Raw genomic sequence first — 24,714 nt, 5'->3', positions numbered from 1 at the left:
CACCCTCGCGGTCATGAACGTGATGTCGCTCCTTCTGCTCCTCGCGGTCGGCCTGGCGGTCGGGCTGGCGCTGGGGTGCGTGGTCGGCCTGCTCTGGGCGCGTTCCCGACCGGCGTACGTCGCCGGCCAGGGCCAGGCGATGGTCGACCGGGCCCTCCCGCACGCCGAGGTGATGCAGGGCCTCGACCGGCTCAGCGACCAGCTGCACGACCTCGAACACGCCCGGGCGACGTGGCAGGGCCAGCTCCACCAGCAGGTGCTCGACATGCGGCAGACCACCGACGGCCTGCGTCGTGAGACCCAGACACTGTCAACGGCGTTGCGCCGGCCGCAGGTGCGCGGCCGGTGGGGCGAGCTCCACCTGCGCCGGGCCGTCGAGGTCGCCGGGCTGGTCGACCGGTGCGACTTCCTCGAGCAGGTCCACCTGCACGACGGCCATGACCGGTCGGTGCGTCCCGACCTCGTCGTCCGGCTGGCCGGCGAGCGCTCCGTGGTCGTCGACGCCAAGGTGCCGCTCGACGCGTTCCTCGACGCCACGGCCGCCGAGGACCCCGACGAGCGCGACGGCCATCTGGCGCGGCACGCGCGGCAGCTGCGAGCCCACATCGAGCTGCTGGGGTCCAAGCGCTACTGGCGGTCGCTGCCCGAGACGCCGGAGTTCGTGGTGCTGTTCCTGCCTGCGGAGTCGTTCCTGTCGGCGGCGCTCGAGGCCGACGGCTCGCTGATCGAGCACGCCGCCGACCGTGGGGTCGTGCTCGCGAGCCCGACCACCCTGATCGCCCTGCTGCGCACGGTCGCGCACGGCTGGCGGCACGAGTCGCTGGCCGACCAGGCCCGCGAGATCCACCGGGTGGGGCGCGAGCTGCACGAGCGCATCGCCACGATGAGCGGCCACCTCGGCAAGCTCGGCCGCTCCCTCGACGCCGCTGTCACGGCGTACAACCAGTCGATCGGGTCCTGGGAGTCGAGGGTGCTGGTGACGGCCCGGCGGTTCGAGGAGCTCGACGCCACCGACGACCGGTTGGCCGACGTACGCCGGGTCGAGACCGCCGTGCGAGGGCTCGGCTCGGTGCACGCGCTGCCTCGGCGTGCCGCCGGTGACGAGGAGGCGCGCGAGCATACGGTGGGGCCGTGACCACGCGGGCGGCGCGCGCTCACCGGGCACGCACGGTGAGCGACGTGCGAGCGCGCCCGGACCGCGGCAGTCCCTCATCTCGCGAGCCCGGGCATCCTCCCGCGGCCTGGGCCTGGCGCGAGGGCGCCACAAGCGGTGGTGAGGTCGTCGCGCTGACCAGCGCGCTCACCCTGACCGCCGCCACGGCGGAGATCTGGGCCCGGAGCCACCTGGGGCTGTTCTTCGACGTCTGCTTCGTCGCGATCTGTCTGGCCGCGGCCCTGAAGGTCCGGCCTCGCGACTTCTTCACCGTCGGGGTCCTGCCACCGATGCTGATGTGCGGCACCATGCTGCTCGTCGCGTTGAACGGCGCCCAGGTGATCGCCGACCGCCACGACAGCGTCGTGCAGGCGGTGATCACCGGGCTCGCCCGGCACAGCCTCGCCCTCTTCATCGGGTACGCCGTGTGCCTGGTGACCCTGGTCCTGCGTCAGCGCCACCGGCGCTGAGCGGATGCCTCACTCCTCGAACCTGGTCGGGTCGCCGGCGCCGCGGCGTACCACCTCCGGATAGCCGTCCGACCAGTCCACGACCGTCGTCGGCTCGGCGATCGTCTCGCCCGCCTCGACCACGATGTCGAGGACGTGGTCGAGCTCCTCCTTGATCTCCCAGCCGAGCGCACGCGGCTCCGTCTCCCCGGGCAGGATCAGGGAGCTGCTGAGGATCGGCTCGCCGAGCTCCGACAACAGTGCCTGGCACAGCGCGTGGTCGGGGATGCGGACCCCCACGGTGCGCTTCCGCGGGTGCATCAGCCGGCGCGGCACCTCGGCGGTGGCCGGGAGGATGAAGGTGTACGGGCCGGGCGTGGAGGCGCGGATCGCCCGGAAGGCGTTGTTCGAGATCTGCACGAACTGGCCGAGCTGGGCGAAGTCGGCGCACATCAGGGTGAAGTGGTGCTTCTCGTCGAGCTGCCGGATCGCCAGGATGCGGTCTCGGCCGTCCCGGTTGCCCAGCCGGGCGCCGAGCGCGTAGCCGGAGTCGGTCGGGTAGGCGATCAGGGCGTCCTCGCGCACCGCGTCGGCGACCTGGGCGATCACCCGCGGCTGGGGGTTGTCCGGGTGGACGTCGAGGTACCTCGCCACGGTCGCAGTCTAGGTTCGCAGCGCGGGCACAGGTCTGGTGAAGCCGCTGCGCAGGTTCCCGGCGTACACAGCCGGGATGAGACGGCCCGCACTTTCCGCGTTCCGGCCACGCCGTCGGACCGCCCGTGTCACCCTCGACGACATGACCGGATCGCAAGCCCTCCGACGCGTGCTGCCCAGCACCGTCGTGCGCTTCGCGACGGTCGGCGTGGCCAACACGACCATCGACGTCGTGCTGTTCTGGGTCCTGCACGCGCCGCTGGGGATCCTGGCCGCGAACTTCCTCTCGACCTCGGCCGGAATGGCGTTCAGCTTCCTGGCCAACGGCCGGCACACGTTCGGCGCCACCCGGGTGACGGCGCGACAGGCCGTGCTGTTCCTCGCCACGAACGCCTTCACGATGTGGCTGCTCCAGCCGCTGCTGATCCACGCGGCGTACGACGTGGCCTCGGCACCGCTGATGCCGGCCAAGGTGGTCGCGCTCGGAGGCAGCGTGGTGGGGAACTTCCTGCTCTACCGGTACGTCGTGTGGCGACCGAGCAGCAGGCCGCGAGGAACGAGCGGACTGCGTCGTGAGGGAAGATTGCCCTTCGAGACGCCTCGTGCCTCGGCTCCTCAGGAACCGCACCCCACGGCCGAGCTCGCGAGGCCGTGACCGGCGCGTCGAAATCCGGTGACGGTGCCTGGGGCGGCTACCCCGCGGTCTCGACGACCTCGACCGCCCGCCGTCACGCCGACGCCGCGGCCCGCAGGTCTCGTCGTAGCTCCGGAGGCAGCGCGAAGATGAGCGACTCCTCGGCGCTGTGCACGGCCTCGGCGTCCGGGTAGCCGCGCTCGGAGAGGTGGCGCAGCACGCCCTCGACCAGCGCCTCGGGGACGCTCGCGCCGGAGGTGACGCTGACCTTCTCGACGCCCTCGAGCCAGGCGTCGTCGATCTCGGAGGCGTCGTCGACCCGATGGGCTGACCGGGCGCCGGCCTCGAGGGCCACCTCGGCGAGACGGACGGAGTTCGAGGAGTTCGCCGACCCGACCACGATCACCAGGTCGGCGTCGTGGGCGATCTCCTTGACGGCGAGCTGGCGGTTCTGCGTGGCGTAGCAGATGTCGTCGCTGGGCGGGTCGAGCAGCTGGGGGAAGCGCCGGCGGATCGCCTCGACGGTCTCCAGGGTCTCGTCGACCGACAGCGTGGTCTGGGAGAGCCAGGCCACCTTCGCGGGGTCGCGCACCTGGATCTTGTCGACGTCCTGCGGCCCCTGCACGAGCTGGATGTGCCCGGGCGCCTCGCCCGACGTGCCCTCGACCTCCTCGTGGCCGGCGTGCCCGATCAGCAGGATGTCGTAGTCGTCGCCGGCGAACCGCCGGGCCTCGTGGTGGACCTTGGTGACCAGCGGGCAGGTCGCGTCGATGGTCTTCAGGTTGCGCGCCTTCGCCTGCTCGTGCACCTGCGGCGAGACGCCGTGGGCGGAGAAGACCACGGTCGCGCCCTCGGGCACCTCGTCGAGCTCCTCGACGAACACCGCTCCCCGCGACTCGAGGTCGGAGACCACGTGCTTGTTGTGCACGATCTGCTTGCGGACGTAGACGGGTGCGCCGTACAGCTCCAGTGACTTCTCGACGGTGATCACCGCGCGGTCGACACCGGCGCAGTAGCCGCGCGGAGCGGCCAGTCGTACGCCGCCGGTCGTCGGCATGCCCAGGTGCACACTCATGGGCCCGAGTCTACGGAGGGTGACCGCGATACCCCGAGTCGGCGAGGACCGGTGGGGGCGGGCTGGCCTAGGGTCGCGGGCATGGCTCTGGAGACCTCGCCGTCGGCACCCGCGCCGGTGCGCCAGATCGCCTTGGCCATCTCGCAGTGGGTCGGGCGGCTGGGCGCGGTGTGGGTCGAGGGCCAGATGACCCAGATCAGCCGCCGGCCCGGGGTCGGCACCGTCTTCATGACGATGCGCGACTCGGCCGCCGACATCTCGGTCCCGGTGACCTGCGCCCGCACGCTGTTCGACAGCCTCAACCCGCCGCTGGTCGAGGGCGCCAGCGTGGTGATCCACGCCAAGCCCGACTACTACGCCAACCGCGGCTCCCTCTCGCTGGTCGCGCGCGAGATCCGGATGGTCGGTCTCGGGGAGCTGCTGGCCCGACTCGAGCGCCGCCGGCAGCTGCTCGCCGCCGAGGGCCTCTTCGAGAGCACCCTGAAGAAGTCGCTCCCCTTCCTGCCACGCTGCGTGGGGCTGGTCACCGCGCCGGGCTCCGCGGCCGAGCGCGACGTCGTCGACAACGCGCGCCGCCGCTGGCCGGGCGTGTCCTTCGAGACGGCGTACGCCGCGATGCAGGGCACCCGAGCCGCCACGGAGGTGATCGACGCGCTCGAGCGCCTCGACCGGTCCGAGCACGTCGACGTGATCGTGGTCGCCCGCGGCGGGGGCTCTGTTGAGGATCTGCTGCCCTTCAGCGACGAGGCGCTGATCCGGGCGGTGGCCGGCACCCGGACCCCGGTCGTCTCCGCGATCGGGCACGAGCCGGACACCCCCCTGCTCGACCTGGTCGCCGACGTCCGGGCCTCGACCCCGACCGACGCGGCCAAGCACCTGGTGCCCGACAAGGTCGAGGAGATGAAGGGCGTGACCTGGGCCCGCGACCGTGGACGCACCCTGATCCGGCAGCTGGTCGACCGCGAGTCCCGGGCGCTCGCCGACCTGCGCGCGCGTCCCGCCCTGGCCGATCCACGCAACCTGCTCGAGGCCCGGTCGGTCGAGATCTGCGACCTGCGCGACCGCGGCCGCCGTGTCTTCGACCACCTGCTCGCCCGGGCGCACGACGACGTCCGCCACCAGCGCGCCCGAGCGCAGGCCCTCTCCCCGCTCGCGACGCTCGAGCGCGGGTACGCCGTGGTCCAGCGCGCCGAGGGCGGGGTGGTCACGTCCGTCGGCGACGTGACGGACGGGATGTCTCTGAGCATCCGGGTGGCGGACGGCAGGATTGCCGCGTCCACGACCGGCGTGGAGGCGGACGCGATCGAGGAGAGCCATGGCTGACCAGGAGGCCGCGCAGGACGACCGGCCGGGCTACGAGCAGGCACGCGCCGAGCTGATCGAGGTCGTCCGCGCCCTCGAGGCGGGTGGCACCACGCTCGAGGAGAGCCTGGCGTTGTGGGAGCGCGGCGAGAAGCTCGCGACCATCTGCCAGGAGTGGCTCGACGGCGCGCGGCGCCGGCTCGACGCCGCCATCGACGCCGAGAACGGGTGAGCTCCGCTCGGCTCCCCGTCGGGTTCAGCGGCGACGGGTGGTGAGGGTGCCGGCCAGCTGCTCGAGCTGAGCCCGCGACACGGTGCCGAACACCAGGAGCGACGCCCGCGACGCGCCGTGACCGCGCTGGGCGACCAGCGCGGTGTCGCCTCCGCTGTCGGTCCAGGTGGCCCAGCGCGAGACGACCGACCCGTCGACGGTCGCCGGCGGGCCTGCCTGCGGATGCGGGTCGACGTAGGTCGAGAGGACCTCCGGCACCGACTCCTCCGACTCGACGAAGCCGACGTACCCTCCGTCGCCGGTGAGCATCGACAGCGTGAGCTCGGGTGGCTCCCCCGGCGACACGGTGATGTGCGTGGCGTACCAGCCCCGGGGCAGCCGCGCCGGGTAGACGACCTCGGATCCGGCCTGCTGCGCGTACCCCACCTGTGCCAGGTAGTCGACCCGCTCCGGCTTCACGTCGAGATCGGAACGGTTCAGGGCCCGGAACCCGACGAACGCGAGGATCACCAGCAGGGTCACGATCAGGGCGCCGACCATGCCCGACGTCGAGCGCTGGTACCGGCCGGCGCCCCGCGAGGGACCGCCGCCCGCCGGCCCGTCGGTCGAGCCCGGCGCGTCGGCCGCGCCGGGACCGTCGGGCGAGCTCGTCGAGACCACGTTCCCATCCTCACAGGCGACCGGGCGCGGCGCGGCATCGCCTGGGACGCCACGACTAGGGTCCACGCGTGCCGCCAGTGTCAGACGTCATCGTGGTGGCGGCACTCGTCGGGATGCTCGTGGTGGCGTTCGGCCACCCCCGCGGCAGGGTCGAGGTGGCGGTCGGGGCGGTCTGCGCCGCAGCCACGCTGGCGACCGGGCTGCTGACGTTCGACGAGGCGCGCGGCGCGATCGACCACCTGGCACCGGTGGTCGCGTTCCTGGTCACGATCCTGGTCGTCGCGGACGTCTGCGCCCGGGCCGGGTTGTTCGCGGCGGCCGCCCAGCACGTCAGCGGGTGGAGCCGTGGCTCGGCGGTGCGGCTGTTCACCGGCGTGTTCCTGCTGGCGGCCGTGGTGACCGCGACCCTCAGCCTCGACGCCACCGTGGTGCTGCTGACGCCTGTGGTCCTGGCAGCCGCCGTGGTCCGCTCGGCTCCGGCCGGGCCCGGCACCTACGCCTGCCTGCGGATGGCGAACTCCGCCTCTCTTCTGCTGCCGGTCTCCAACCTCACCAACCTCCTCGCGCTCCCCCACCTCCACCTGACCTTCCTCGGCTTCGCGGGCCGGATGGCGCCGGTGCTCGCGGTCGTGCTGGTGGTCGAGTACGTCGGGCTGCGCCTGCTGTTCCGCGACCGGCTGGCCGCCACGACCCCGGTGGCCGAGGTCGTCAGACCCGCGCCCGTCCCGGCGTTCCCGGTGACGGTCGTGGTGCTGATGCTGGCCGGGTTCGCGATCGTCTCCCCGTTCGGCGGCGACCCGTGGTGGGTCTCGCTGGTCGCAGCGGTCGTGCTCGCCGTCTGGGCGGTCCCTCGCGGACTGGCCCGGCCGATCCATCTGGTGCACGCCGCCCACCCCGGCTTCGCCGTCTGGGTCCTCGCCCTCGGCGTGGTGGTGGCGGGACTGGCGGAGGGCTTCCTCGGCGACGCCGTCCGCGACATCGCCCCGACGTCGACCGGGCTGGGTGCGTTGCTGGCGATCGCCGTGCTGGCGACCGTGCTCGCCAACCTGCTCACGAACCTGTCGGCGACGCTCCTCCTCGTCCCGGTCGTCGCCCCGTTCGGCACCACGGCTGTCCTCGCCGCCCTGCTCGGGCTCAATGTCGGCTCCGGGCTGACCTGGACCGGATCCCTCGCCAACCTGCTCTGGCGGCGGACGCTGCGCCGCCGCGGCGTACGCCCGACGACGTCGGCCTTCCACCGCGTCTCGCTCACCCTGACCCCGGTGTCCCTGGTGGCGGCGGTCGTCGTGCTCTGGGCGGTGTCCTGACCCCGTGGGCCAGAATGCCGGGGTGACGTCGGTGACCAGGTCGGGACAACCGCGCCTCGGCCGGCCGCCGGTCGTGCTCCTCGTTCCCGGTGCCATCGCGGCGCTGGTCCTGGTCGTCCCGCTCGTGACGCTCGTGGCCGATACGCCGTGGGACCGGTTCGGCGCACAGCTCGCGACCAGCGCCGTCCGCGACGCGCTCTGGCTGACGGTGCTCGCGTCCGTGCTGACCGTCTTCTTCTGCCTCCTGCTCGGCACGCCGCTGGCCTGGGTGCTCGCGCGGGTCGCCTTCCCCGGCCGCTCGCTCGTGCGCGCGGCCGTGACGGTCCCGCTCGTGCTGCCTCCCGTCGTCGCCGGGGTCGCCCTGGTCACCGCGCTCGGTGTCAACGGCTCCATCGGCAGGCCGCTCCACGACTGGTTCGGCCTCACCATCCCGTACACGACGCCGGCCGTGGTGATCGCCCACACGTTCGTGTCGCTGCCGTTCTACGTGCTCGCCGTCGAGGGCGCGCTCCGCTCCGCGGGCGAGGAGTACGACGCGGTCGCGGCCAGCCTCGGGGCCGACCGGTGGACGACGTTCCGGCGGGTCACGCTGCCGCTCGCCCTGCCCGGCGTCCTCGCCGGCGCCGCCCTGGCCTGGGCCCGCTCCCTCGGGGAGTTCGGGGCCACGATCACCTTCGCCGGCAACTTCCCCGGCACCACCCAGACGATGCCGTCGCTCATCTACACCCTGTTGCAGTCCGACCCGCTCGTCGCCCGCACGGTCAGCATGGTCCTGCTCGCCGTCTCGATCCTCGTGCTCGCCCTGCTCCGCAACCGCTGGCTGACCCGACCGTGAGCGCCACCCGATGAGCGCGCTCGAGCTCAGCCTCACCGTCCCGGGCCGGGTGCAGGCGACCGCCGTGGCCGGTCGCGGTCAGGTCGTCGCGGTGATCGGGCCCAACGGCGCCGGGAAGTCGACGTTGCTCCGAGCCGTCGCCGGCCTGGTGCCGGCGGTGGGCGAGCTGCGTGTCGACGGCACCTCCTGGGCGTCGCTGCCGGTGCGGGAGCGCCCGGTCGGCATGGCGTTCCAGGACCAGCTGCTCTTCCCCCACCTGACCGCGATCGAGAACGTCGCGTTCGGGCCGCGGACCGCCGGCGTCTCGCGCGGCGCGGCGCGGCGGACCGCCCAGGACTGGCTCGACCGCTTCGGGGTGGGCGACCTCGCCCGGCGCAAGCCCCGGCAGCTCTCGGGCGGCCAGGCGCAGCGCGTCTCGATCGCGCGTGCGCTGGCCACCGAGCCGCGGCTGCTCCTGCTCGACGAGCCGTTCTCCGCACTCGACGTCGGCGTCGCATCGAGCCTCCGGGTCGAGCTGGCACGCCACCTCGCGTCGTACGACGGCGTCACGCTGCTGGTCACCCACGACGCGATCGACGCGCTGACCCTCGCAGACGTGGTGTGGGTGCTCGACGACGGGAAGCTCGTGCAGGTCGGTCCGCCCCGCGAGGTGGCCGCCTCTCCGCTCACGCGCCACGTCGCGCGACTGGTCGGCCTGAACGTGCTGGCCGAAGGCGACCGCTTCCTCTCCTTCAGCCCGAGCGAGGTAACGGTCTCTCCGGCCGAGCCGACCGGATCGGCCCGGCACCGCTGGCCCGGGACCGTGACCAGCCTGGCCCCGCACGGCGACGCCGTACGCCTGCTGGTGTCCGGCGAGCACGAGCTGCTGGCCGACGTGACCCAGGCCGCGGTCGCCGAGCTGGAGCTGGCGCCGGGCCGGGCGGTGTGGCTGTCGGTGAAGGAGACGGCCGTGCGCAGCTACGCCGCCGAGCCGGGATCCCGGTCCTGACCGATAAACTCCGGGCATGACGGTCACATCGGAGAGCCTGGAGCCCGCGCCCGACTCGCCGGACCGCAACCTGGCGCTCGAGCTCGTCCGGGTCACCGAGGCCGCGGCCCTGGCCGCCGCGCGCTGGGTGGGCCGCGGCGACAAGGACGGCGCCGACGGCGTCGCCGTCGATGCGATGCGGAAGATGATCTCGACCGTCCAGATGCGCGGGGTCGTCGTGATCGGGGAGGGTGAGAAGGACAACGCCCCGATGCTGTTCAACGGCGAGGAGGTCGGCGACGGCACTGGCGCGGAGTGCGACGTCGCCGTCGACCCGATCGACGGCACCACGCTCACCGCCAAGGGCATGAACAACGCCGTCTCCGTGATGGCGGTGGCCCCTCGCGGATCGATGTACGACCCCTCCGCCGTATTCTACATGGAGAAGCTGGTCACCGGTCCCGAGGCTGCCGGAGTCGTGGACATCCGCGCGTCGGTCGCCGAGAACGTCCACGCGGTCGCCAAGTCCAAGGGATCCCGGCCCGAGGACGTCACCGTGGTCATGCTCGACCGCCCCCGGCACGAGAAGCTGGCCGACGAAGTGCGCGCGACCGGGGCCCGGATCAAGTTCATCGTCGACGGCGACGTGGCCGGCGCGATCATGGCGGCGCGCCCCAACACCGGCATCGACATGCTGCTGGGCGTCGGCGGTACGCCGGAGGGCATCATCGCCGCCTGTGCGATGAAGTGCGTCGGCGGCGTCATCCAGGGCCGGCTCTGGCCGAAGGACGACGACGAGCGCCAGCGGGCCATCGACGCGGGTCACGACCTCGACCCCGACCACTTCCTCTCGACCGACGACCTGGTCACCGGCGACGACTGCTTCTTCGTGGCCAGCGGGATCACCGACGGCGAGCTCATGCAGGGCGTCCACTTCCGCGCCCACGGGGCCACGTCCCAGTCGCTGGTGATGCGCTCCCGGAGCGGCACGGTGCGGCTGATCTCCAGCGAGCACCAGTTCGAGAAGCTCCACCAGCTCTGAGGGTCGCGGCTGGGCGTGGACGGTTCATCACGCTGGGTGGTCGAACCCGTCCTTGGCCAGCGGAACTCCACTGGCCCAGCGCCGGTTCACCTGCTCAGCGTGATGAACCGTCCACCACCGACCGCCCGCCCACCGCATCAACCACCGCCCGGATCACCGCCGGGTCGACCACCATGCCCAGGTGCGACGAGCGCACCTCGACGGCGGTGGCGAGCGGGTCGATGCACGCCCGCCAGTCGACGATGCCGTCGCGCCGCGAGTAGACGGCGGTGAAGGAGACGTCGGGCGTGAGGGCCTGACGGCTCTCGTCGAAGCTGGTCCGCGCACAGTCCCCGGCGACGCACTCGAGCGCCATCAGCCCCGGCACGCCGACCCGGCTCAACCGCACCAGCGCCTCCAGGCTCCGGGTCAGCGCGACGTGGTGGGCGCCGGGGGCGAGCATCGGGCTGCCGAGGGTGACGATCCCCGAGACCAGGTCGGGACGGCGTACGGCGAGACCCCGGGCGAGCAGGCCCCCGAGGCTGTGCCCGACCAGGGTGACCCGGCGACCGCGACGCGCCGCCACGGCCTCGAGCCGGGACTCCAGCAGGGCCGTGGCGCGGGCCGTGCACCGGACGTTGGCGAGGATGCGCGAGCGGTAGGTGCGGTGCCCCTGCTCGCGCAGGGCCTTGGCCAGCGCGGACAGGGTGGCGTCGCCGGCCAGGAACCCGGGGATCAGGACGACCGGGTCGAGGTCGCGGGGCTCGGTCCGGGCGGCCCTCGGCGCACCGCGGCCGCCGATCCTCGGGCCGCACCGCGACCAGGCCAGGCGACCCAGCTCGGTGACCACGCGTGCCTCGCGCAGCACGGCGGCGCGCCCGGGGGCGACGTACCCCTCCGGGAGCAGGAAGTCGGCGACGGCGAACGTGGCCACGAGCACCGACGGTACGGCGTCGCGCACCCGGCGTCCGGCGATCACCCCGAACGTCGTCGTGTCGCGATCATGGGGTTGACTTGCGGCATGGCCGGCCCGGCATCCGCGACGCCCGAGACCCCGCCCCCGTCCGAGGGCGAAGAGGCGGTCGCGACAGCGCCGGTGGGGGTGTCGTCGGAGCTGTTCGCGCACGTGTCGACGGGGGTCGAGCTGTGCTACCGGACGTACGGCGACCCCGCGGACGAGCCGATCCTCCTGCTGATGGGTCTCGGCAGCCCGCTGACCTGGTGGGACCCGGACCTGTGCTCGATGCTCGCCCGCCGCGGCTACTTCGTGGTCACCCCCGACAACCGCGACGTCGGGCGCTCGACCAAGGTCGCCGGCCGGGTGACCCGGTCCATGCTGGTGCGGGCCTTCGTCGGCGCCCCGGTGCGAACGCCGTACTCGATGGGCGACCTGGCCCGCGACTCGTTCGCGCTGCTCGACCACCTCGGCATCGAGAAGGCCCACGTCGTCGGCGTGTCGATGGGCGGGATGATCGCCCAGACGATGGCGATCGACGAGCCCGAGCGGGTCCGCTCGCTGACCAGCATCATGTCCACGACCGGCCGGCGCACCGTCGGCTGGCAGCATCCGCGGCTGTTCCCGGCCCTGCTGCGGCCGCTGTGCCCCGGCCGGGAGGCGTACGCCGAGGACAGCGTGGCGATGTGGCGGCTGATCGGGTCACCCGGCTTCCCGCGCCCCGAGGAGGACACCCGCGAGGTGGCCAACGAGACCTACGACCGCGGCATCTCGCCGGGCGGGACGCTCCGGCAGATGATGGCGATCCTGACCCAGCCCGACCGTTCCCGTCGCCTTGGCGACGTCCGCGTCCCCACGCTCGTCATCCACGGCCTCGCCGACCGGATGGTCCACGTCTCGGGCGGCCGGTCGACCGCTGCGGCCGTCCCCGGAGCGGAGCTGATCCTGGTCGAGGGCATGGGGCACGACCTGCCACGCGAGCTGTTCGCGATGTTCGTCGACGCCATCGACCGGACCGCCCGTCGATCCGGGCGGCGCTGAGGGAGCCGGCGCGAGGGCGACCAGAGCGTCCCTCCTGTCACTCCAGCCCCATGGCGGAGCAACTCCCGTCGCTTCTCGGGGGTTGCAACGGTCGAGAGGCGCAGGGATCCCCGGCGCACCGGGGATCCCGCCGAACATCCCGCCTACGTCAGCCGCTGCCCGGTGACCTTGTCGAAGACATGGACGTGAGCGGGGTCGGCGTTCACGTGGACCACCTCGCCCTTGCCCGCCGAGGAACGGGCAGGGACCCGCACGACGACCGTGGCGGGAGTCCCGGACACGTCGGAGGTGCCGTAGACGTAGCCGTCGGACCCGAGCTCCTCGACCACGGTCACCTTGACCGGCAGACCGCCGTCGTCCGGACCCACCACCCGCCAGGCCTCGGGCCGGACGCCGATCACGACCTCGCCGGAGATGCTCCTCCCGGACGCCGGGCTCAGCGGTACGTCGTACCCTCCGACGCTGGCGACACCGTTGGCCGCCTTGGCCTCGATCAGGTTCATCTGGGGTGAGCCGATGAACCCGGCCACGAACAGGTTTGCCGGCTTGTCGTACAACCCGAGCGGGGTGTCGACCTGCTGGAGCACCCCGGCCTCCATCACCGCCACCCGGTCGCCCATGGTCATCGCCTCGATCTGGTCGTGGGTGACGTAGACCGTGGTCACCCCCAGGTCGGCCTGGAGCCGGGCGATGTCGGTCCGGGTCTGCACCCGCATCTTCGCGTCCAGGTTCGACAACGGCTCGTCCATGCAGAACACCTGGGGGTTGCGCACGATCGCGCGACCCATCGCCACCCGCTGCCGCTGGCCGCCGGAGAGCGCCTTCGGCTTGCGGCCCAGGTAGTCGGTCAGCCCGAGCAGCTTGGCCGCGTCCTCGACCCGGCGGCGGCGCTCCGCGGCCGAGACCTTCCCCATCTTCAGCGCGAAGCCCATGTTCTCGGCGACCGTCATGTGCGGGTACAGCGCGTAGTTCTGGAACACCATCGCGATGTCGCGGTCCTTGGGCGGCACCCGGGTCACGTCGCGGTCGCCGATCAGCACTCGGCCTTCATCGACCTCCTCCAACCCCGCCAGCATCCGCAAGGTCGTGGACTTCCCGCATCCCGACGGCCCGACCAGGACCATGAACTCGCCGTCCTGGATCTCCAGATCCATGCCGGACACGGCTGGGGCGTCGGTCCCCGGATACCAGCGCTGGGCCTTCTCGAAGGTCACTGTGGCCATGACGATGTACTCCCTCCACCGGCAGGTACGTGCCGGACGATCCGTTGTGAAGTGGTGCCGGTCACCCTAGTGCCCACGGGGCCTCGACGGGGATGCATCGGGTCGCGATCCAGTGCGTGAGACGCCGCCCTCGCCGCCGGGAACGCGGAACCCGGGACGCACAGACGACGGGATCCGTCAAGCCTTGCGAACCTCTGCGAATGCGACTAGACGTGAGGTAGTTCACTTCGTGGAGGGAGCGCACACCATGCACATCCCCAGGCGATCTCGGGGGGCTGCCGTTCCCTCCGGGGGGACCTCGGCCAGGCGACGCGTGACCGGGTCTCTTGCCGTCCTCGCCACGGCCGCGGGGCTCCTCACCGCGTGCGGCGGCAACGGCGGCCCACCCACACTCATCTGGTACACGAACCCCGACCCCGGCGGCCAGGCGGCGATCGCCGCGCGGTGCACGGCCGCCAGCAACGGCGCCTACAAGATCGAGACCCAGGTGCTGCCCCAGGACGCGACCGAGCAGCGCGTCCAGCTCGCGCGGCGTCTCGCCGCGAACGACAGCAGCATCGACCTGATGAGTCTCGACCCGGCCTTCACCGCGGAGTTCGCGGCCGCGGACTTCGTCGTTCCGGTGCCTCAGAGCGTCCAGCAGAAGCTGCCCCAGGCCTTCAAGGGCGCGGTGACGGCGTCGACCTGGGACAACAAGCTGGTGGTGGCGCCGTTCTGGTCCAACGTGCAGGCGCTGTGGTACCGCAAGTCCTTCGCCCAGAAGGCCGGCCTCGACATGAGCAAGCCCGTGACCTGGGACCAGATCATCAAGGCCGCCGCGGACAACGGCGGCACGGTCGGCGTCCAGGCCGACAAGTACGAGGGGTACGTCGTGTGGATCAACGCCCTCGTGATGGGTGCCGGCGGCAACCTGGTGACCGACCCGAACGCCGGGGTGGATGCCAACGTCGATGTGAACTCCCAGGCCGGTGAGGATGCCGCGAAGGTGATCGACACGCTCGCGCACTCCAAGGCCGCCGAACCCGACCTGTCGGTGTCCAACGAGGGCACCGTGCTGGCACCGTTCGCGACCGACAAGGGCGCCTTCCAGGTGAACTGGACGTTCATCTACTCCAACTACGCCACCGACAAGGCCACCCTGAACGACCTGGGCTGGGCGCCGTACCCCGAGACCGTCCAGGGCCAGCCGTCGCGTCCGCCGTACGGCGGCATCGGCATCGGCGTGAGCTCGACGTCGACGCACCAGGACCTGGACTGGCAGGCGGTCGAGTGCATCACCTCCCCGGACAACCAGGGCCAGTACGCCGTCGACACCGGCAACATGCCCTCCAGCCAGGCCGGCTACGCCTACGACAAGCTCAAGAAGGCCTACCCGGCGAGCCTGCTGCAGCTGTTCCAGCAGGAGGTGGACGACGCGGGTCCGCGTCCGCTGACGCCGTACTGGAGTGACATCTCCAGTGCCCTCCAGAACTCCTGGCACCCCGCCAGCTCCGTGTCGTCGAGCACCCCGGCGAGCTCGCAGACGTACATCCAGCAGGTCCTGGAAGGGAAGAAGCTGTTGTGAGTACCACCGTCGCGACCCCAGCACAGACCGAAACCGCGCCGCGCAAGGCGTCGATGAGCGACCGCTCGGTCGCCGAGAACCGACTGGGCCAGAAGCTCGTCGCTCCGGCCGTGATCGTCATGGTGCTGGTGACGGCGTACCCGATGATCCAGGCGCTCTACCTGTCGTTGTTCCGCTACCGGCTGACCACGCCGAACGACAGAAGCTTCGTCGGGCTCGACAACTACGGCGTCATCCTGGGCGACTCGCTGTTCTGGAAGGACACGCTCAACACCGTGATCATCATGGTGGCGACCGTCGTCGTCGAGCTGGTGATCGGCTTCACGTTCGCGATGGTGATGCACCGGATCATGATCGCGAGAGGTCTGATGCGGACGGCGATCCTGATCCCCTACGGCATCGTCACGGTCGTGTCGGCGTTCGCCTGGCAGTTCGCGTTCAGCCTGAACAACGGGTGGGTGAACGGCTGGTTCCACTGGCTGCCCTGGATCGGGCCACAGACCAACTGGTTCGGTGACCACTGGCACGCGATGTTCGCGATCATGGCGTCGGAGGTCTGGAAGACCACGCCGTTCATGTCGCTGCTGCTGCTGGCCGGACTCTCGCAGGTCTCCGAGGACATGATCGAGGCAGCCCAGGTCGACGGCGCCACCTGGTGGCAGCGGCTCTACAAGGTGATCCTGCCGAACATGCGGGCCGCGATCATGGTCGCGGTGCTCTTCCGGGCCCTCGACGCGTTCCGGATCTTCGACAACATCGCGATCATGACCGCGGGGGCCCAGAACACCGAGTCGTCGTCGTTCCTGACCTACCGCCAGGTGATCCAACAGATGCAGCTCGGCATGGGATCCGCACTGTCGGTGCTGCTGTTCCTGGCTGTGCTGGTCATCGCGTTCGTGATCGTCAAGCTGTTCCGGGTCGATCTGGCCTCGGCGCGAGGGGAGGGCTGATGAAGCAGCGACTCGGCCCCGGCATCATCGTCGGGTTCATCGTGATCCTGGTCTGGTGCCTGCTACCGGTCGCCTGGATCCTTTCGCTCTCGTTCAAGTCGGTGGCCGAGACCACCACGGGCAGCCCGCAGTTCCTACCCAAGTCCTGGACGATCCAGAACTACAAGGACATCTTGTCCAACGGCGACTTCACCGACGCCCTGCGCAACTCGTTCGGGATCGCGATCATCGCGACGGTGCTGTCGGTGATCTTCGCGACGTTCGCGGCGTACGCCATCGCCCGACTGGACTTCAAGGGCAAGCGGGTCGTGCTGTCGATCGCCCTGGCGATCGCGATGTTCCCGGTGGTGTCGCTGATCAGTCCGCTGTTCGACATGTGGCGGATCGCCCACCTGTTCAACACGTGGCCGGGCCTGATCATCCCGTACCTCACCTTCACGCTGCCGCTGGCGATCTGGACCCTCTCGGCGTTCTTCCGAGAGATCCCGTGGGAGATGGAGCAGGCGGCGCAGGTCGACGGTGCCACCTCCTGGCAGGCGTTCCGCAAGGTGATCGTCCCGCTCGCGGCCCCGGGGGTGTTCACGGCGGCGATCCTGACGTTCTTCTTCGCCTGGAACGAGTACGCGTTGGCCATCTCGCTGACGTCGACGACGGCGTCGCGCACCGTGCCCGCCCAGATGTCGTTCTTCGTGGGTCCCGACCCGTTCAACCCGCCGTACTCCCTGCTCGCCACGGCGTCGGTGATCGTCACGATCCCGATCATCATCATCGTCCTGTTGTTCCAGCGCAGAATCGTCGCCGGCCTGACGTCCGGCGCAGTGAAGGGTTGATCCAATGGCTGCCATCGAGATGAAGAACATCGTCAAGCAGTACGGCGACGGCTTCCCCGCCGTGAACGACGTGTCCATCGACGTGGAGGACGGCGAGTTCATGATCCTCGTCGGTCCATCCGGGTGCGGGAAGTCCACGCTGCTGCGGATGATCGTCGGCCTCGAGGACATCACCTCCGGCGACATGGTGATCGGCGGGAAGCGCGTGAACGACCTCGCCCCGCGCGACCGCAACCTGGCGATGGTGTTCCAGAACTACGCGTTGTACCCGCACCTGACCGTCTACGAGAACATCGCGTTCCCCCTGCGGCTGGCGGGTGTGAGCAACGAGGAGGTCGACCGCAAGGTGCGCGAGGCCTCGAGCACCCTCGAGCTCGACGAGCACCTCGACCGCAAGCCGGGCAACCTCTCCGGTGGTCAGCGGCAGCGGGTCGCCATGGGCCGTGCGATCGTCCGGGACGCCCAGGCGTTCCTGTTCGACGAGCCGCTGTCCAACCTCGACGCCAAGCTGCGCGGGCAGATGCGCACCGAGATCGCGCGGCTGCAGCGTCGGCTCGGCATCACCACGGTCTACGTCACCCACGACCAGACGGAGGCGATGACGCTGGGCGACCGGGTGGCGGTCCTCAAGCGCGGCGTGCTCCAGCAGCTGGCGACGCCGCGGGAGCTCTACACCAACCCGGTCAACCTGTTCGTGGCGGGGTTCATCGGCAGCCCACCGATGAACTTCATGCCGGCGACCGTGGAGGGCACCCAGGTCAAGCTCCCGTTCGGCACGTTCGCCATCCCCCAGGAGAACGCGAGCAAGGCGAAGGGCAAAGGGTTGCTGATCGCCGGCATCCGGCCCGAGCACTTCGAGGACGCCTCGGTCATGGACTCGTCCAAGACGCAGGGCGCGACGTTCCGGACCAAGGTCGACGTCGTCGAGTGGCTGGGCAACGAGGCCTACGCCTACAGCCCGTTCGAGGCCGCGCCGGAGGTGCAGGAGCAGCTGAACCAGCTCGGGCGCGACCTCGACAGCGAGGTCATGCACACGCAGCTGGTGATCGCTCTCGACAGCTCCAGCCGGGTCAAGGAGGGCGACGAGGCCGAGATCTGGGTGGACACCTCACAGATCCACCTCTTCGACCCGAGCACGGGCGAGAACCTCACGGTCGACCGTTCCGCTGCCGGCACCCTGCCGGAGGACACCTCGACGCAGGACGTCGCACGCCAGCAGGACTCGATCGCGACTCCCGGCGAGCAGGAGGCCGCTACCGAGGCCTGAGCTCCCGGCCCGGCCCGGACGGAGCGCCGGGAGCGCGGCGGCGTGAGACGCTCACGCCGCCCATCAGGGCGAAGCCACGGATGCGGACGACGGGACTGTTCGCGTCCAGCTCCGCGTCGGTGTGCCCGGAGGGGCCGCTGTACCCGCCCATGATCCCGGTGCCCTCCATGATCACCTCGGTGTGCGGGTTGACCTTGATGTCGGCGCCGCCCATGACCGCATTGATCGTGATCACGACCTCCTGCGCCGCGAACTGCGCGCGACGCAGGTCGAGGTCGGCACCGCCCATGAAGCAGTTCACCGTCATCCGCGCCGGCACCGTCCAGACGCCCTTGCGCTCCAGGCCGCTCATGATCGCCAGGTGTCGCTCCTCCGCCGGGCCGCCGGCGACGACGGGCGACGGCATGGATGCAGTCGCAGGCTGCGTCGGCAGGTTCGCGGCTCCGTGCACGGGCAGGTCGAGCGTGATCGGCACCAGATCGGCGTAGGTGCGCGCGGCGTACGTCGCCTCCAGCCGCTGGTCCAGCTCCTCGAAGTCGATCCGGCCCTCACCTGCGGCCTCGCGCAGCACCTCGGCCACCTTGTGCCGGTCGGAGTCCGAGATCCTCAGCTGCGAAGGGTCCTGCGCGTCCTTGCCGTCAGACATGGAAGTCACACTAAACCGGGTTCACCGCGACCACGAGGTCGCGCTGGATCGCCTGGTCGACGCGGTGCTCGAACCCTCGGTACGCCGTCGTGTCGCGCGGCTCGAGGCCGGCGTCGGTCAGCATCGCCAGGGCGTCGTCGCGGGGGCAGGTGCGGACGTTCAGCGCGATCCCGACCGCTCCCCCGGGGCGCAGCAGCCGGACCCAACCGGGCAGCGACTCGGCGAGCAGCTCGCGTGGCCGCCGCTGCAGGCCGCCGCCGGACCGGCTGCCGTGCTGCACGCCGTACGGCGCGTCGGTGACGACGACGTCGAAGCTCGCGGCCTTGAAGACCTCGGAGGCCTCACGGGTGTCGGTCAGCGCGGTCGACACGGTGATGGTGTCGCCGTCGGCCCAGGCCTGCTTGCTCGTTGCCAGCTCGACGTCGAAGCGCCGGCCGAGGGTGCGGCCCTCCCGCCGCAGCTTGGCCGTCGTGGCGGTGTGCTTGAGCCGCTTGTCCTTCAGCCACCGCGGCAGGAAGGCGGCGTAGGTCTCGAAGTCGGCGCTGTCGACGTCGATCCCGGAGGCGTGCCAGCCGTACATCAGGGTCTGGTTCAGCGTCGTGCCGCGGCCGCACAGCGGGTCGAGGACGCGCAGCCGGTCGGTGAGCATCCGCGCGGCGCTGCCCGAGGCGAGGACCGTCACGTTGAGCAGGAGCTTGGTGAACAGCTCGTTGGTCTTGCCGGCGTACTTCAGGATCGAGAGCAGGTCGTCGTCGAAGGCGTCCAAACGCTCGAGAGCCACCGGACGGAATGCGTCGTCGGGCGTCCGCTCGAACAACGCGAAGGCGGTCGAGACGTTGGCGACGTGGGCCAGGCCGCGTGCGTCGAGGTCGCCGTCGAACGTCACGTACTCCACGCCCGCGACGTTCTCCGGACGGGCCTCGCCCAGCCGGCCGGCCAGCGCGGTCTCGGCCAGCACCGCGAGCTCGGCCACGGTCAACGCGGACACCGAGCGTGCGTACACACGGTTGGCCGACGGGGAGACGAGCAGGGCGTAGCGGCTCATGACACGGCGAGCCTAGATGAGCGCCGCGGCCCGCCGGGGGGCTCGGCGGTGGCGGTGAGCCAGCCACCGTCCCCCGCCCCAGAAACGTGGCTCAGCCACCGCCGGGCTACAACCCGTGCCGAGCGATCACCTCGGCGTACCACCGCGCGGAGTCCTTGAGGGTTCGGCGCTGGTCGGCGAAGTCGACGTGGACGAGTCCGAACCTCTTCTCGTATCCCCACGCCCACTCGAAGTTGTCCAGCAGCGTCCACACGTAGTAGCCGCGGACGTCGACGCCCTGCCGGAGCGCCTCGAGCACCGCACCCAGGTGGTCGCGCAGGTAGTCGATCCGATCCTGGTCGTGGACCGTGCCCCCCTCCATCACGTCGTGGGCGCCCAGACCGTTCTCGGTCACGTGGATCGGCAGGCCGACGTCGCGCTGCACGCGCAGCAGCAGGTCGGTCAGGCCCGACGGCACGATCGGCCAGCCCATCACGGTCCGCGGGCCCGGGATGTCGGCGTAGAACGCGCGGTGCGTGCCGGGGAACGGCGCGCCGCCGGAGGGGCTGGGGTGCGCGCTGACCCGGCTCGGGTTGTAGAAGTTGACACCGACGGAGTCGAGGGGGACCCCGATCTCCTCCTCGTCGCCCGGCCGGACGAAGGACCAGTCGGTGAGGCCGGCGGTCGTGGCCCGCAGCGCCTCGGAGTACCCGTCGCCGAACATCGGGTCCAGGAACACCCGGTTGGCGATCAGGTCCGCGTGCTGCGCCGCCGCCACGTCCTCGGGACGGTCCGAAGCCGCCTCCACCTGGAGCAGGTTGAGAGCCACCGACACGTCAGCGTCCGCAGGAAGGACGTCGCGCAGGGCCGTGACGGCGCGCCCGTGGGCCAGGTTGAGGTGGTGGGCCGCGCGGTAGGCGAGGGCGTCCTCGGTGCGGCCCGGCGCGTGCTCCCCGTTCGCGTAGCCGAGGTACGCCGAGCACCAGGGCTCGTTCAGCGTGGTGATCGCGCGGACCCGGTCGCCGAGCTCCTTGCCGAGCACCAGCGCGTAGTCGACGAAGCGGTCCGGGAGGTCGCGCGAGAGCCACCCACCCGCGTCCCCGGTGTCGAGGCTCTGCGGGAGGTCCCAGTGGTAGAGCGTCATCAGGGGCCGGATCCCGCGCTCGAGCAGGCCGTCCACCAGGCGCCGGTAGAAGTCCAGACCCTCCTGGTTCACCGTCCGGCCGTCCGGCATCACTCGCGGCCAGGCGACCGAGAACCGGTACGACGCGATCCCGAGCTCGACCATCAGGTCGATGTCCTCCCGCCACCGGTGGTAGTGGTCGCAGGCCACGTCACCGGTGTCGTCGTTGTCGATCGACCCCGGGGTGTGGCTGAACGTGTCCCAGATGCTGGGGCCGCGCCCGTCCTCGGCAACCGCACCCTCGATCTGGTACGCCGACGTCGCGACGCCCCAGACGAAACCGTCGGGGAACGAGTGTTCCGAGACCGCCGGGTCCCCGCGGCGTTGTTCGACGGAGGAGCGGAGCGGGGGAGGAGAAGAACGTCGTGGGGTGCTCATCAACCCTTCACCGCCCCTTGCATGATGCCGCCGACGATCTGCCTGCCCAGCAGGGCGAACACGACGAGGACCGGGACCGTGCCGTAGAGGGTGCCGGCCATGATGATGGACTGCTGCGGCGCGTAGCCGGTGGCCAGACTCTGGAACGACACCTGCACGGTGGGGTTCTGCGAGCTGAGCACGATGATCGGCCAGAAGAAGTCGTTCCACGCCATCAGGAACGTGAGCATCCCGAGCACCGCCATCGCCGGCCGCACCGCCGGCACCACCACGGACCAGAGGACCCGGAACGGTCCGGCGCCGTCCATGTACGCCGCCTCGATCAGCTCGTCGGGCACGGCGCTGACGACGTACTGCCGCATGAAGAAGACCCCGAACGCCGTGCACAGCCCGGGCAGGATCACCGCGCTCAGGTGTCCGGCCAGGCCGAGCTTCGCCATCAGCATGTAGAGCGGGATCACGCCCATCTGCAGCGGCACCATCATCGTCGCGATGCAGATGGCGAGCAGGATGTTGGAGCCGCGGAACCGCAGCTTGGCGAAGGCGAACCCGGCCAGCGTGCTGAGGGAGACCGTGCCGAGAGCGAGGGACCCGGCGACGATCACCGAGTTGATCAGGCCGTGGTTCAGCGGTGCCAGGTCGAGCGCCTTCTTCACGTTGCCGAACAGCGAGGAGTTCGGCAGCAGCGGCGGGGTGGAGGCCGCCATCTCGGCGTTCGTGTGCGACGCCATCACGATCGTGTAGTAGAGGGGGAAGACCGAGAGCACGGTGACCAGCCCGACCAGGGTGTAGGTCATCCAGCCCGCCTTGAGCACCCCGCCGCTCGCGGTTCCCGGAACCGTGCCGCTCACGACGCCGTCACCTCCGGCGCGGCCGTCACCAGCGACCCTCGCCGCCCGTCGCGGCGTTCACGCCGGCGCGCGAGGAGCAGGTTGGTCGCGACCGCCAGGACGATGATCAGGAACATCGTCCAGGCGGTGGCGGACGCCAGCCCGAGCCGGTCGTTGGTCCAGCCCTGCTGGTACATGAGCAGCCCGAGCGTCTGGTACTGGTTCTGCGTGCCGCCGTCCGGCAGTCCGTTGTGGTAGAGGAGCGGCTCGCCGAACAGCTGCGCCGCACCGATCGTCGAGACCACGATCGTGAACAGGATCGTCGGCCGGAGCCCCGGGATCGTGACGTTCCGGAACTGCGCCCAGCGTCCCGCCCCGTCCATGGCGGCCGCCTCGTAGAGATCGGTGCTGATCGCCTGCATGCCGGCCAGGTAGATCAATGCGTTGTAGCCGGTCCAGCGCCAGGTCACGATCGTCGAGACCGCGATCTGTGAGGGCCAGGTCGAGCCCTGCCAGTCGACGGTGGGCAGGTGCAGCGTCTGCAGGGCCCAGTTGATCAGCCCGAGCTTGGGGTCGAAGAGCTCTGCGAAGATCACGGTCGCCGCCGCCAGGCTCGTCGCGTACGGCATCAGGATGGCGACCCGGAAGAAGGTCCGGCCGCGCAGCCGGTAGTTGAGCAGATGAGCGATGCCGAGCGCCATACACAGCTGCGGGACCGTCGAGATGATCCCGATCGTGAGGGTGTTGCGGAACGCGTTCCAGAAGAAGTGGTTGGAGAGGAGGTCACGGTAGTTGGCCAGCCCGATCCAGTTCGACTCGTTGTACGTCGTGAGCCGGGTGTCGTGCAGGGACACCCAGGCGGTCGCGATCCACGGGTAGACGCTGAAGGCCGCGAAGACCAGGAAGAAGGGGAGCACGTAGACGTAGGCGATCCGGCGTCCGGGGAGGAGGCTCCGGCTGCGGGTGCGAGGTCGCAGCGGCACCGTTCGCTCGGCGGACTCCAACAGGGCGGTCATGGTCACCTTTCTCAGGCTCTTTCTAGCCGGGCCGGGCGGTCGTGTCTTCCCGTTCCAGCCCGGCGTCCGAGCAGGAGCCGGGCCGCCGACCTGCGCAGGTCGGCCGGCGACCCGGCCGGCACTCAGCCCGTGACCTGCTTGATCGCGTCCAGGGCGGCGCTGAACGCGTCGTCCGGCGACGTTCCCTTGGTCTCGACGTTGGTCAGCTGCGTCGTGAACGCCTGCTGCATCTGGGTGTCGTAGAGGCCGATCGGCGGGATCTTCATCTTCGACGAGATGTCGCCGAAGATCTGGCCGACGGGTGCGTTGCTGAAGTACTCGCTCTTGGCGTTGCTGACGGCTGGTTGTGCGGCTGCGTCGGAGTTCGACGGGAAGTGCCCGCCGTCCTTCCACATCGTCACCTGCTGGTCCTTGGCGGACAACCACTCGACCAGCGCGATCGCGGCGGCCTTGTGGGCGGCCTTCTCGGGCACGCCGAGCCACGAGCCACCCCAGTTGGTGGCGCCGCCCGGCAGCACCGGCGCGATGTCCCACTTGCCGGCGTACGCGTCGCCGGCCTGGCCCTGGATGTAGCCCATCATCCAGGTCGGGCAGGCCAGGGCCGCGAAAGCGCCGCTGGAGAACGCCTTGTTCCAGTCCGGCGTGAACTGCTGCAGCCCGGCGGTGATGCCGTCCTGGGCGGCCTCGGTCGCGTACTTCCAGGCGCTCTGGACGCCGTCACTGTTCTCGGCGTCGGGCTGTCCGTCGGCGTTGTCGTAAGCCTCCTGACCCTGGTAGACGGCGGTCGAGAACACGCTCGCGGCGCTGTCCACGAAGTGCGATCCGGACGGCTTGGTGGACGACGCCTCGTACTGCTTGCCGAAGGCGATGAAGTCGTCCCACGTGCTCCACTTCTTCGCGAGCGTCTTGGGGTCCGAGGGCAGCCCGGCCTGCTGGAGCAGGTCGCTGCGGTAGCAGATCGCCTCGGGGCCGGTGTCGGTCCCGAGCCCGACCGTCGTCTTGCCGTCGGCCGTCGACGCCAGCTGCCACTTCCACGGGTAGAACTCCGCCTTGTCGGCGGCGGCGTTCGGCACGGTGTTCCAGTTGACGAACTGGTCGGCGTGGTTCTGCACCACGTCGGCCACGAAGCCGATCTCGATGCCCTGGACGTCGTCGAGGCCGCTCCCGGACGCCAGGCGCGTCTTCAGCCGGGTCCAGTAGTCGGCCGACTGCTCGACGTCGTTCTCCTTGATCGTGATGTTGGGGCAGACCTTCTTGTAGGCGTCCCACAAGCCGGCCTCCTTGAAGCCGAAGGTGCCGAACAGTCCCACGGTGACCGTGGTGTCGTCGGTCGTGCCGCAGGGACCGGCGGAGGCGATGTCGGCGTCGGTGTTCGACGTGCTGTTGTTGCCGCAGCCGGCCAGCACGAACGCTCCCGTGGCGGCGAGCGCGAGTAGGGCCGCACCGTGGCGACGCGTGGAGCTTCGGAGCATGGGGTCCCTCCTGAGGGGTTCCGGCCGGGCCGGACCTGGTTGTGAG

The 24,714-nt window shown here is 70.8% G+C and carries 25 protein-coding genes; 14 read left to right on the top strand and 11 right to left on the bottom strand.

What is annotated here, in order from left to right; all coding sequences use genetic code 11:
* Positions 1 to 13 precede the first annotated feature (13 nt).
* A complete protein-coding gene (locus VGK78_RS10170) occupies positions 14 to 1,135 on the top strand; it encodes a DNA recombination protein RmuC (RefSeq protein WP_331527508.1) in 1,122 nt (373 codons plus the stop codon).
* Positions 1,132 to 1,623 (top strand): DUF6542 domain-containing protein, encoded by a 492-nt coding sequence (locus VGK78_RS10165; RefSeq protein WP_331527507.1) that lies wholly within the window; start codon positions 1,132 to 1,134, stop codon positions 1,621 to 1,623. Before VGK78_RS10170 ends, VGK78_RS10165 begins: the two co-directional genes overlap by 4 nt.
* Before the next feature lie 9 nt (positions 1,624 to 1,632).
* Here the strand turns inward: VGK78_RS10165 and VGK78_RS10160 are convergent, their stop codons facing one another.
* A complete protein-coding gene (locus tag VGK78_RS10160) occupies positions 1,633 to 2,256 on the bottom strand; it encodes an L-threonylcarbamoyladenylate synthase (RefSeq protein WP_331527506.1) in 624 nt (207 codons plus the stop codon).
* A 142-nt stretch (positions 2,257 to 2,398) separates the two neighbouring features.
* Between VGK78_RS10160 and VGK78_RS10155 the strand changes: the two genes are divergently transcribed.
* Positions 2,399 to 2,911, top strand: a complete 513-nt coding sequence (locus tag VGK78_RS10155; protein ID WP_331527505.1) for a GtrA family protein — start codon at positions 2,399 to 2,401, stop codon at positions 2,909 to 2,911.
* 73 nt (positions 2,912 to 2,984) lie between these two features.
* Here VGK78_RS10155 and VGK78_RS10150 read toward each other — a convergent pair whose 3' ends face one another.
* Entirely contained in the window at positions 2,985 to 3,965 is a 981-nt protein-coding gene (locus tag VGK78_RS10150) for a 4-hydroxy-3-methylbut-2-enyl diphosphate reductase (protein ID WP_331527504.1), read from the bottom strand.
* Between the two features lie 81 nt (positions 3,966 to 4,046).
* Between VGK78_RS10150 and xseA the strand changes: the two genes are divergently transcribed.
* Both xseA and VGK78_RS10140 read left to right on the top strand, forming a co-directional pair.
* The gene (gene xseA / locus VGK78_RS10145) at positions 4,047 to 5,288 is read left to right on the top strand and encodes an exodeoxyribonuclease VII large subunit (RefSeq protein WP_331527503.1); all 1,242 of its coding nucleotides are present in this window, start codon (positions 4,047 to 4,049) and stop codon (positions 5,286 to 5,288) included.
* On the top strand, positions 5,281 to 5,499 hold the full coding sequence (locus tag VGK78_RS10140; protein ID WP_331527502.1) for an exodeoxyribonuclease VII small subunit: 219 nt from the start codon (positions 5,281 to 5,283) through the stop codon (positions 5,497 to 5,499). Before xseA ends, VGK78_RS10140 begins: the two co-directional genes overlap by 8 nt.
* A 24-nt stretch (positions 5,500 to 5,523) precedes the next feature.
* Here VGK78_RS10140 and VGK78_RS10135 read toward each other — a convergent pair whose 3' ends face one another.
* Positions 5,524 to 6,159, bottom strand: coding sequence for a DUF4245 family protein (locus VGK78_RS10135; protein ID WP_331527501.1), 636 nt, complete (start codon positions 6,157 to 6,159; stop codon positions 5,524 to 5,526).
* A 68-nt stretch (positions 6,160 to 6,227) separates the two neighbouring features.
* Between VGK78_RS10135 and VGK78_RS10130 the strand changes: the two genes are divergently transcribed.
* From VGK78_RS10130 to glpX, 4 genes are read left to right on the top strand one after another with little or no spacing between them, the layout of a single operon-like run.
* Entirely contained in the window at positions 6,228 to 7,466 is a 1,239-nt protein-coding gene (locus VGK78_RS10130; RefSeq protein ID WP_331527500.1) for an SLC13 family permease, read from the top strand.
* 22 nt (positions 7,467 to 7,488) lie between these two features.
* Positions 7,489 to 8,301 carry a molybdate ABC transporter permease subunit gene (gene modB, locus VGK78_RS10125; RefSeq protein ID WP_331527499.1) on the top strand — a complete coding sequence of 271 codons (813 nt, stop codon included), beginning with the start codon at positions 7,489 to 7,491 and terminating at the stop codon, positions 8,299 to 8,301.
* Positions 8,302 to 8,311: 10 nt separating this feature from the next.
* Positions 8,312 to 9,289 carry an ABC transporter ATP-binding protein gene (locus tag VGK78_RS10120; protein WP_331527498.1) on the top strand — a complete coding sequence of 326 codons (978 nt, stop codon included), beginning with the start codon at positions 8,312 to 8,314 and terminating at the stop codon, positions 9,287 to 9,289.
* A 16-nt stretch (positions 9,290 to 9,305) separates the two neighbouring features.
* The gene (glpX, locus tag VGK78_RS10115) at positions 9,306 to 10,310 is read left to right on the top strand and encodes a class II fructose-bisphosphatase (RefSeq protein ID WP_331527497.1); all 1,005 of its coding nucleotides are present in this window, start codon (positions 9,306 to 9,308) and stop codon (positions 10,308 to 10,310) included.
* A 94-nt stretch (positions 10,311 to 10,404) separates the two neighbouring features.
* Here glpX and VGK78_RS10110 read toward each other — a convergent pair whose 3' ends face one another.
* The gene (locus tag VGK78_RS10110) at positions 10,405 to 11,268 is read right to left on the bottom strand and encodes an esterase/lipase family protein (RefSeq protein ID WP_331527496.1); all 864 of its coding nucleotides are present in this window, start codon (positions 11,266 to 11,268) and stop codon (positions 10,405 to 10,407) included.
* A gap of 42 nt (positions 11,269 to 11,310) precedes the next feature.
* Between VGK78_RS10110 and VGK78_RS10105 the strand changes: the two genes are divergently transcribed.
* A complete protein-coding gene (locus VGK78_RS10105; RefSeq protein ID WP_331527495.1) occupies positions 11,311 to 12,285 on the top strand; it encodes an alpha/beta fold hydrolase in 975 nt (324 codons plus the stop codon).
* 143 nt (positions 12,286 to 12,428) lie between these two features.
* On the opposite strand, the gene VGK78_RS10100 is transcribed toward VGK78_RS10105, so the two are convergent.
* A complete protein-coding gene (locus VGK78_RS10100; protein ID WP_331527494.1) occupies positions 12,429 to 13,508 on the bottom strand; it encodes an ABC transporter ATP-binding protein in 1,080 nt (359 codons plus the stop codon).
* Between the two features lie 313 nt (positions 13,509 to 13,821).
* On the opposite strand from VGK78_RS10100, the gene VGK78_RS10095 reads away from it, so the two are divergent.
* From VGK78_RS10095 to VGK78_RS10080, 4 genes are read left to right on the top strand one after another with little or no spacing between them, the layout of a single operon-like run.
* Positions 13,822 to 15,072, top strand: a complete 1,251-nt coding sequence (locus VGK78_RS10095) for an extracellular solute-binding protein (RefSeq protein ID WP_331527493.1) — start codon at positions 13,822 to 13,824, stop codon at positions 15,070 to 15,072.
* The gene (locus VGK78_RS10090; RefSeq protein WP_331527492.1) at positions 15,069 to 16,022 is read left to right on the top strand and encodes a carbohydrate ABC transporter permease; all 954 of its coding nucleotides are present in this window, start codon (positions 15,069 to 15,071) and stop codon (positions 16,020 to 16,022) included. Before VGK78_RS10095 ends, VGK78_RS10090 begins: the two co-directional genes overlap by 4 nt.
* Positions 16,022 to 16,852: a carbohydrate ABC transporter permease gene (locus VGK78_RS10085; protein ID WP_331527491.1), complete on the top strand. Its 831-nt coding sequence runs from the start codon at positions 16,022 to 16,024 to the stop codon at positions 16,850 to 16,852. Before VGK78_RS10090 ends, VGK78_RS10085 begins: the two co-directional genes overlap by 1 nt.
* 4 nt (positions 16,853 to 16,856) lie before the next feature.
* A complete protein-coding gene (locus VGK78_RS10080) occupies positions 16,857 to 18,119 on the top strand; it encodes an ABC transporter ATP-binding protein (RefSeq protein WP_331527490.1) in 1,263 nt (420 codons plus the stop codon).
* Here VGK78_RS10080 and VGK78_RS10075 read toward each other — a convergent pair.
* The 6 genes from VGK78_RS10075 to VGK78_RS10050 form a co-directional block, all read right to left on the bottom strand.
* Entirely contained in the window at positions 18,106 to 18,765 is a 660-nt protein-coding gene (locus VGK78_RS10075; protein ID WP_331527489.1) for a DUF1707 SHOCT-like domain-containing protein, read from the bottom strand. The genes VGK78_RS10080 and VGK78_RS10075 overlap by 14 nt on opposite strands.
* A gap of 10 nt (positions 18,766 to 18,775) precedes the next feature.
* Positions 18,776 to 19,810: a TRM11 family SAM-dependent methyltransferase gene (locus VGK78_RS10070; RefSeq protein WP_331527488.1), complete on the bottom strand. Its 1,035-nt coding sequence runs from the start codon at positions 19,808 to 19,810 to the stop codon at positions 18,776 to 18,778.
* A 106-nt stretch (positions 19,811 to 19,916) separates the two neighbouring features.
* On the bottom strand, positions 19,917 to 21,350 hold the full coding sequence (locus tag VGK78_RS10065) for a GH1 family beta-glucosidase (RefSeq protein WP_331527487.1): 1,434 nt from the start codon (positions 21,348 to 21,350) through the stop codon (positions 19,917 to 19,919).
* Positions 21,350 to 22,201: a carbohydrate ABC transporter permease gene (locus VGK78_RS10060; protein ID WP_331527486.1), complete on the bottom strand. Its 852-nt coding sequence runs from the start codon at positions 22,199 to 22,201 to the stop codon at positions 21,350 to 21,352. The genes VGK78_RS10065 and VGK78_RS10060 overlap by 1 nt, the downstream gene beginning before the upstream one ends.
* Entirely contained in the window at positions 22,198 to 23,196 is a 999-nt protein-coding gene (locus tag VGK78_RS10055; protein WP_331527485.1) for a carbohydrate ABC transporter permease, read from the bottom strand. Before VGK78_RS10055 ends, VGK78_RS10060 begins: the two co-directional genes overlap by 4 nt.
* Positions 23,197 to 23,318: 122 nt before the next feature.
* A complete protein-coding gene (locus VGK78_RS10050) occupies positions 23,319 to 24,668 on the bottom strand; it encodes an ABC transporter substrate-binding protein (RefSeq protein ID WP_331527484.1) in 1,350 nt (449 codons plus the stop codon).
* Positions 24,669 to 24,714: the final 46 nt, after the last annotated feature.

It is taken from the genome of Nocardioides sp., from assembly GCF_036503465.1.
GTDB lineage: Bacteria > Actinomycetota > Actinomycetes > Propionibacteriales > Nocardioidaceae > Nocardioides.
This window is presented reverse-complemented; position numbering and strand designations above follow the sequence as displayed.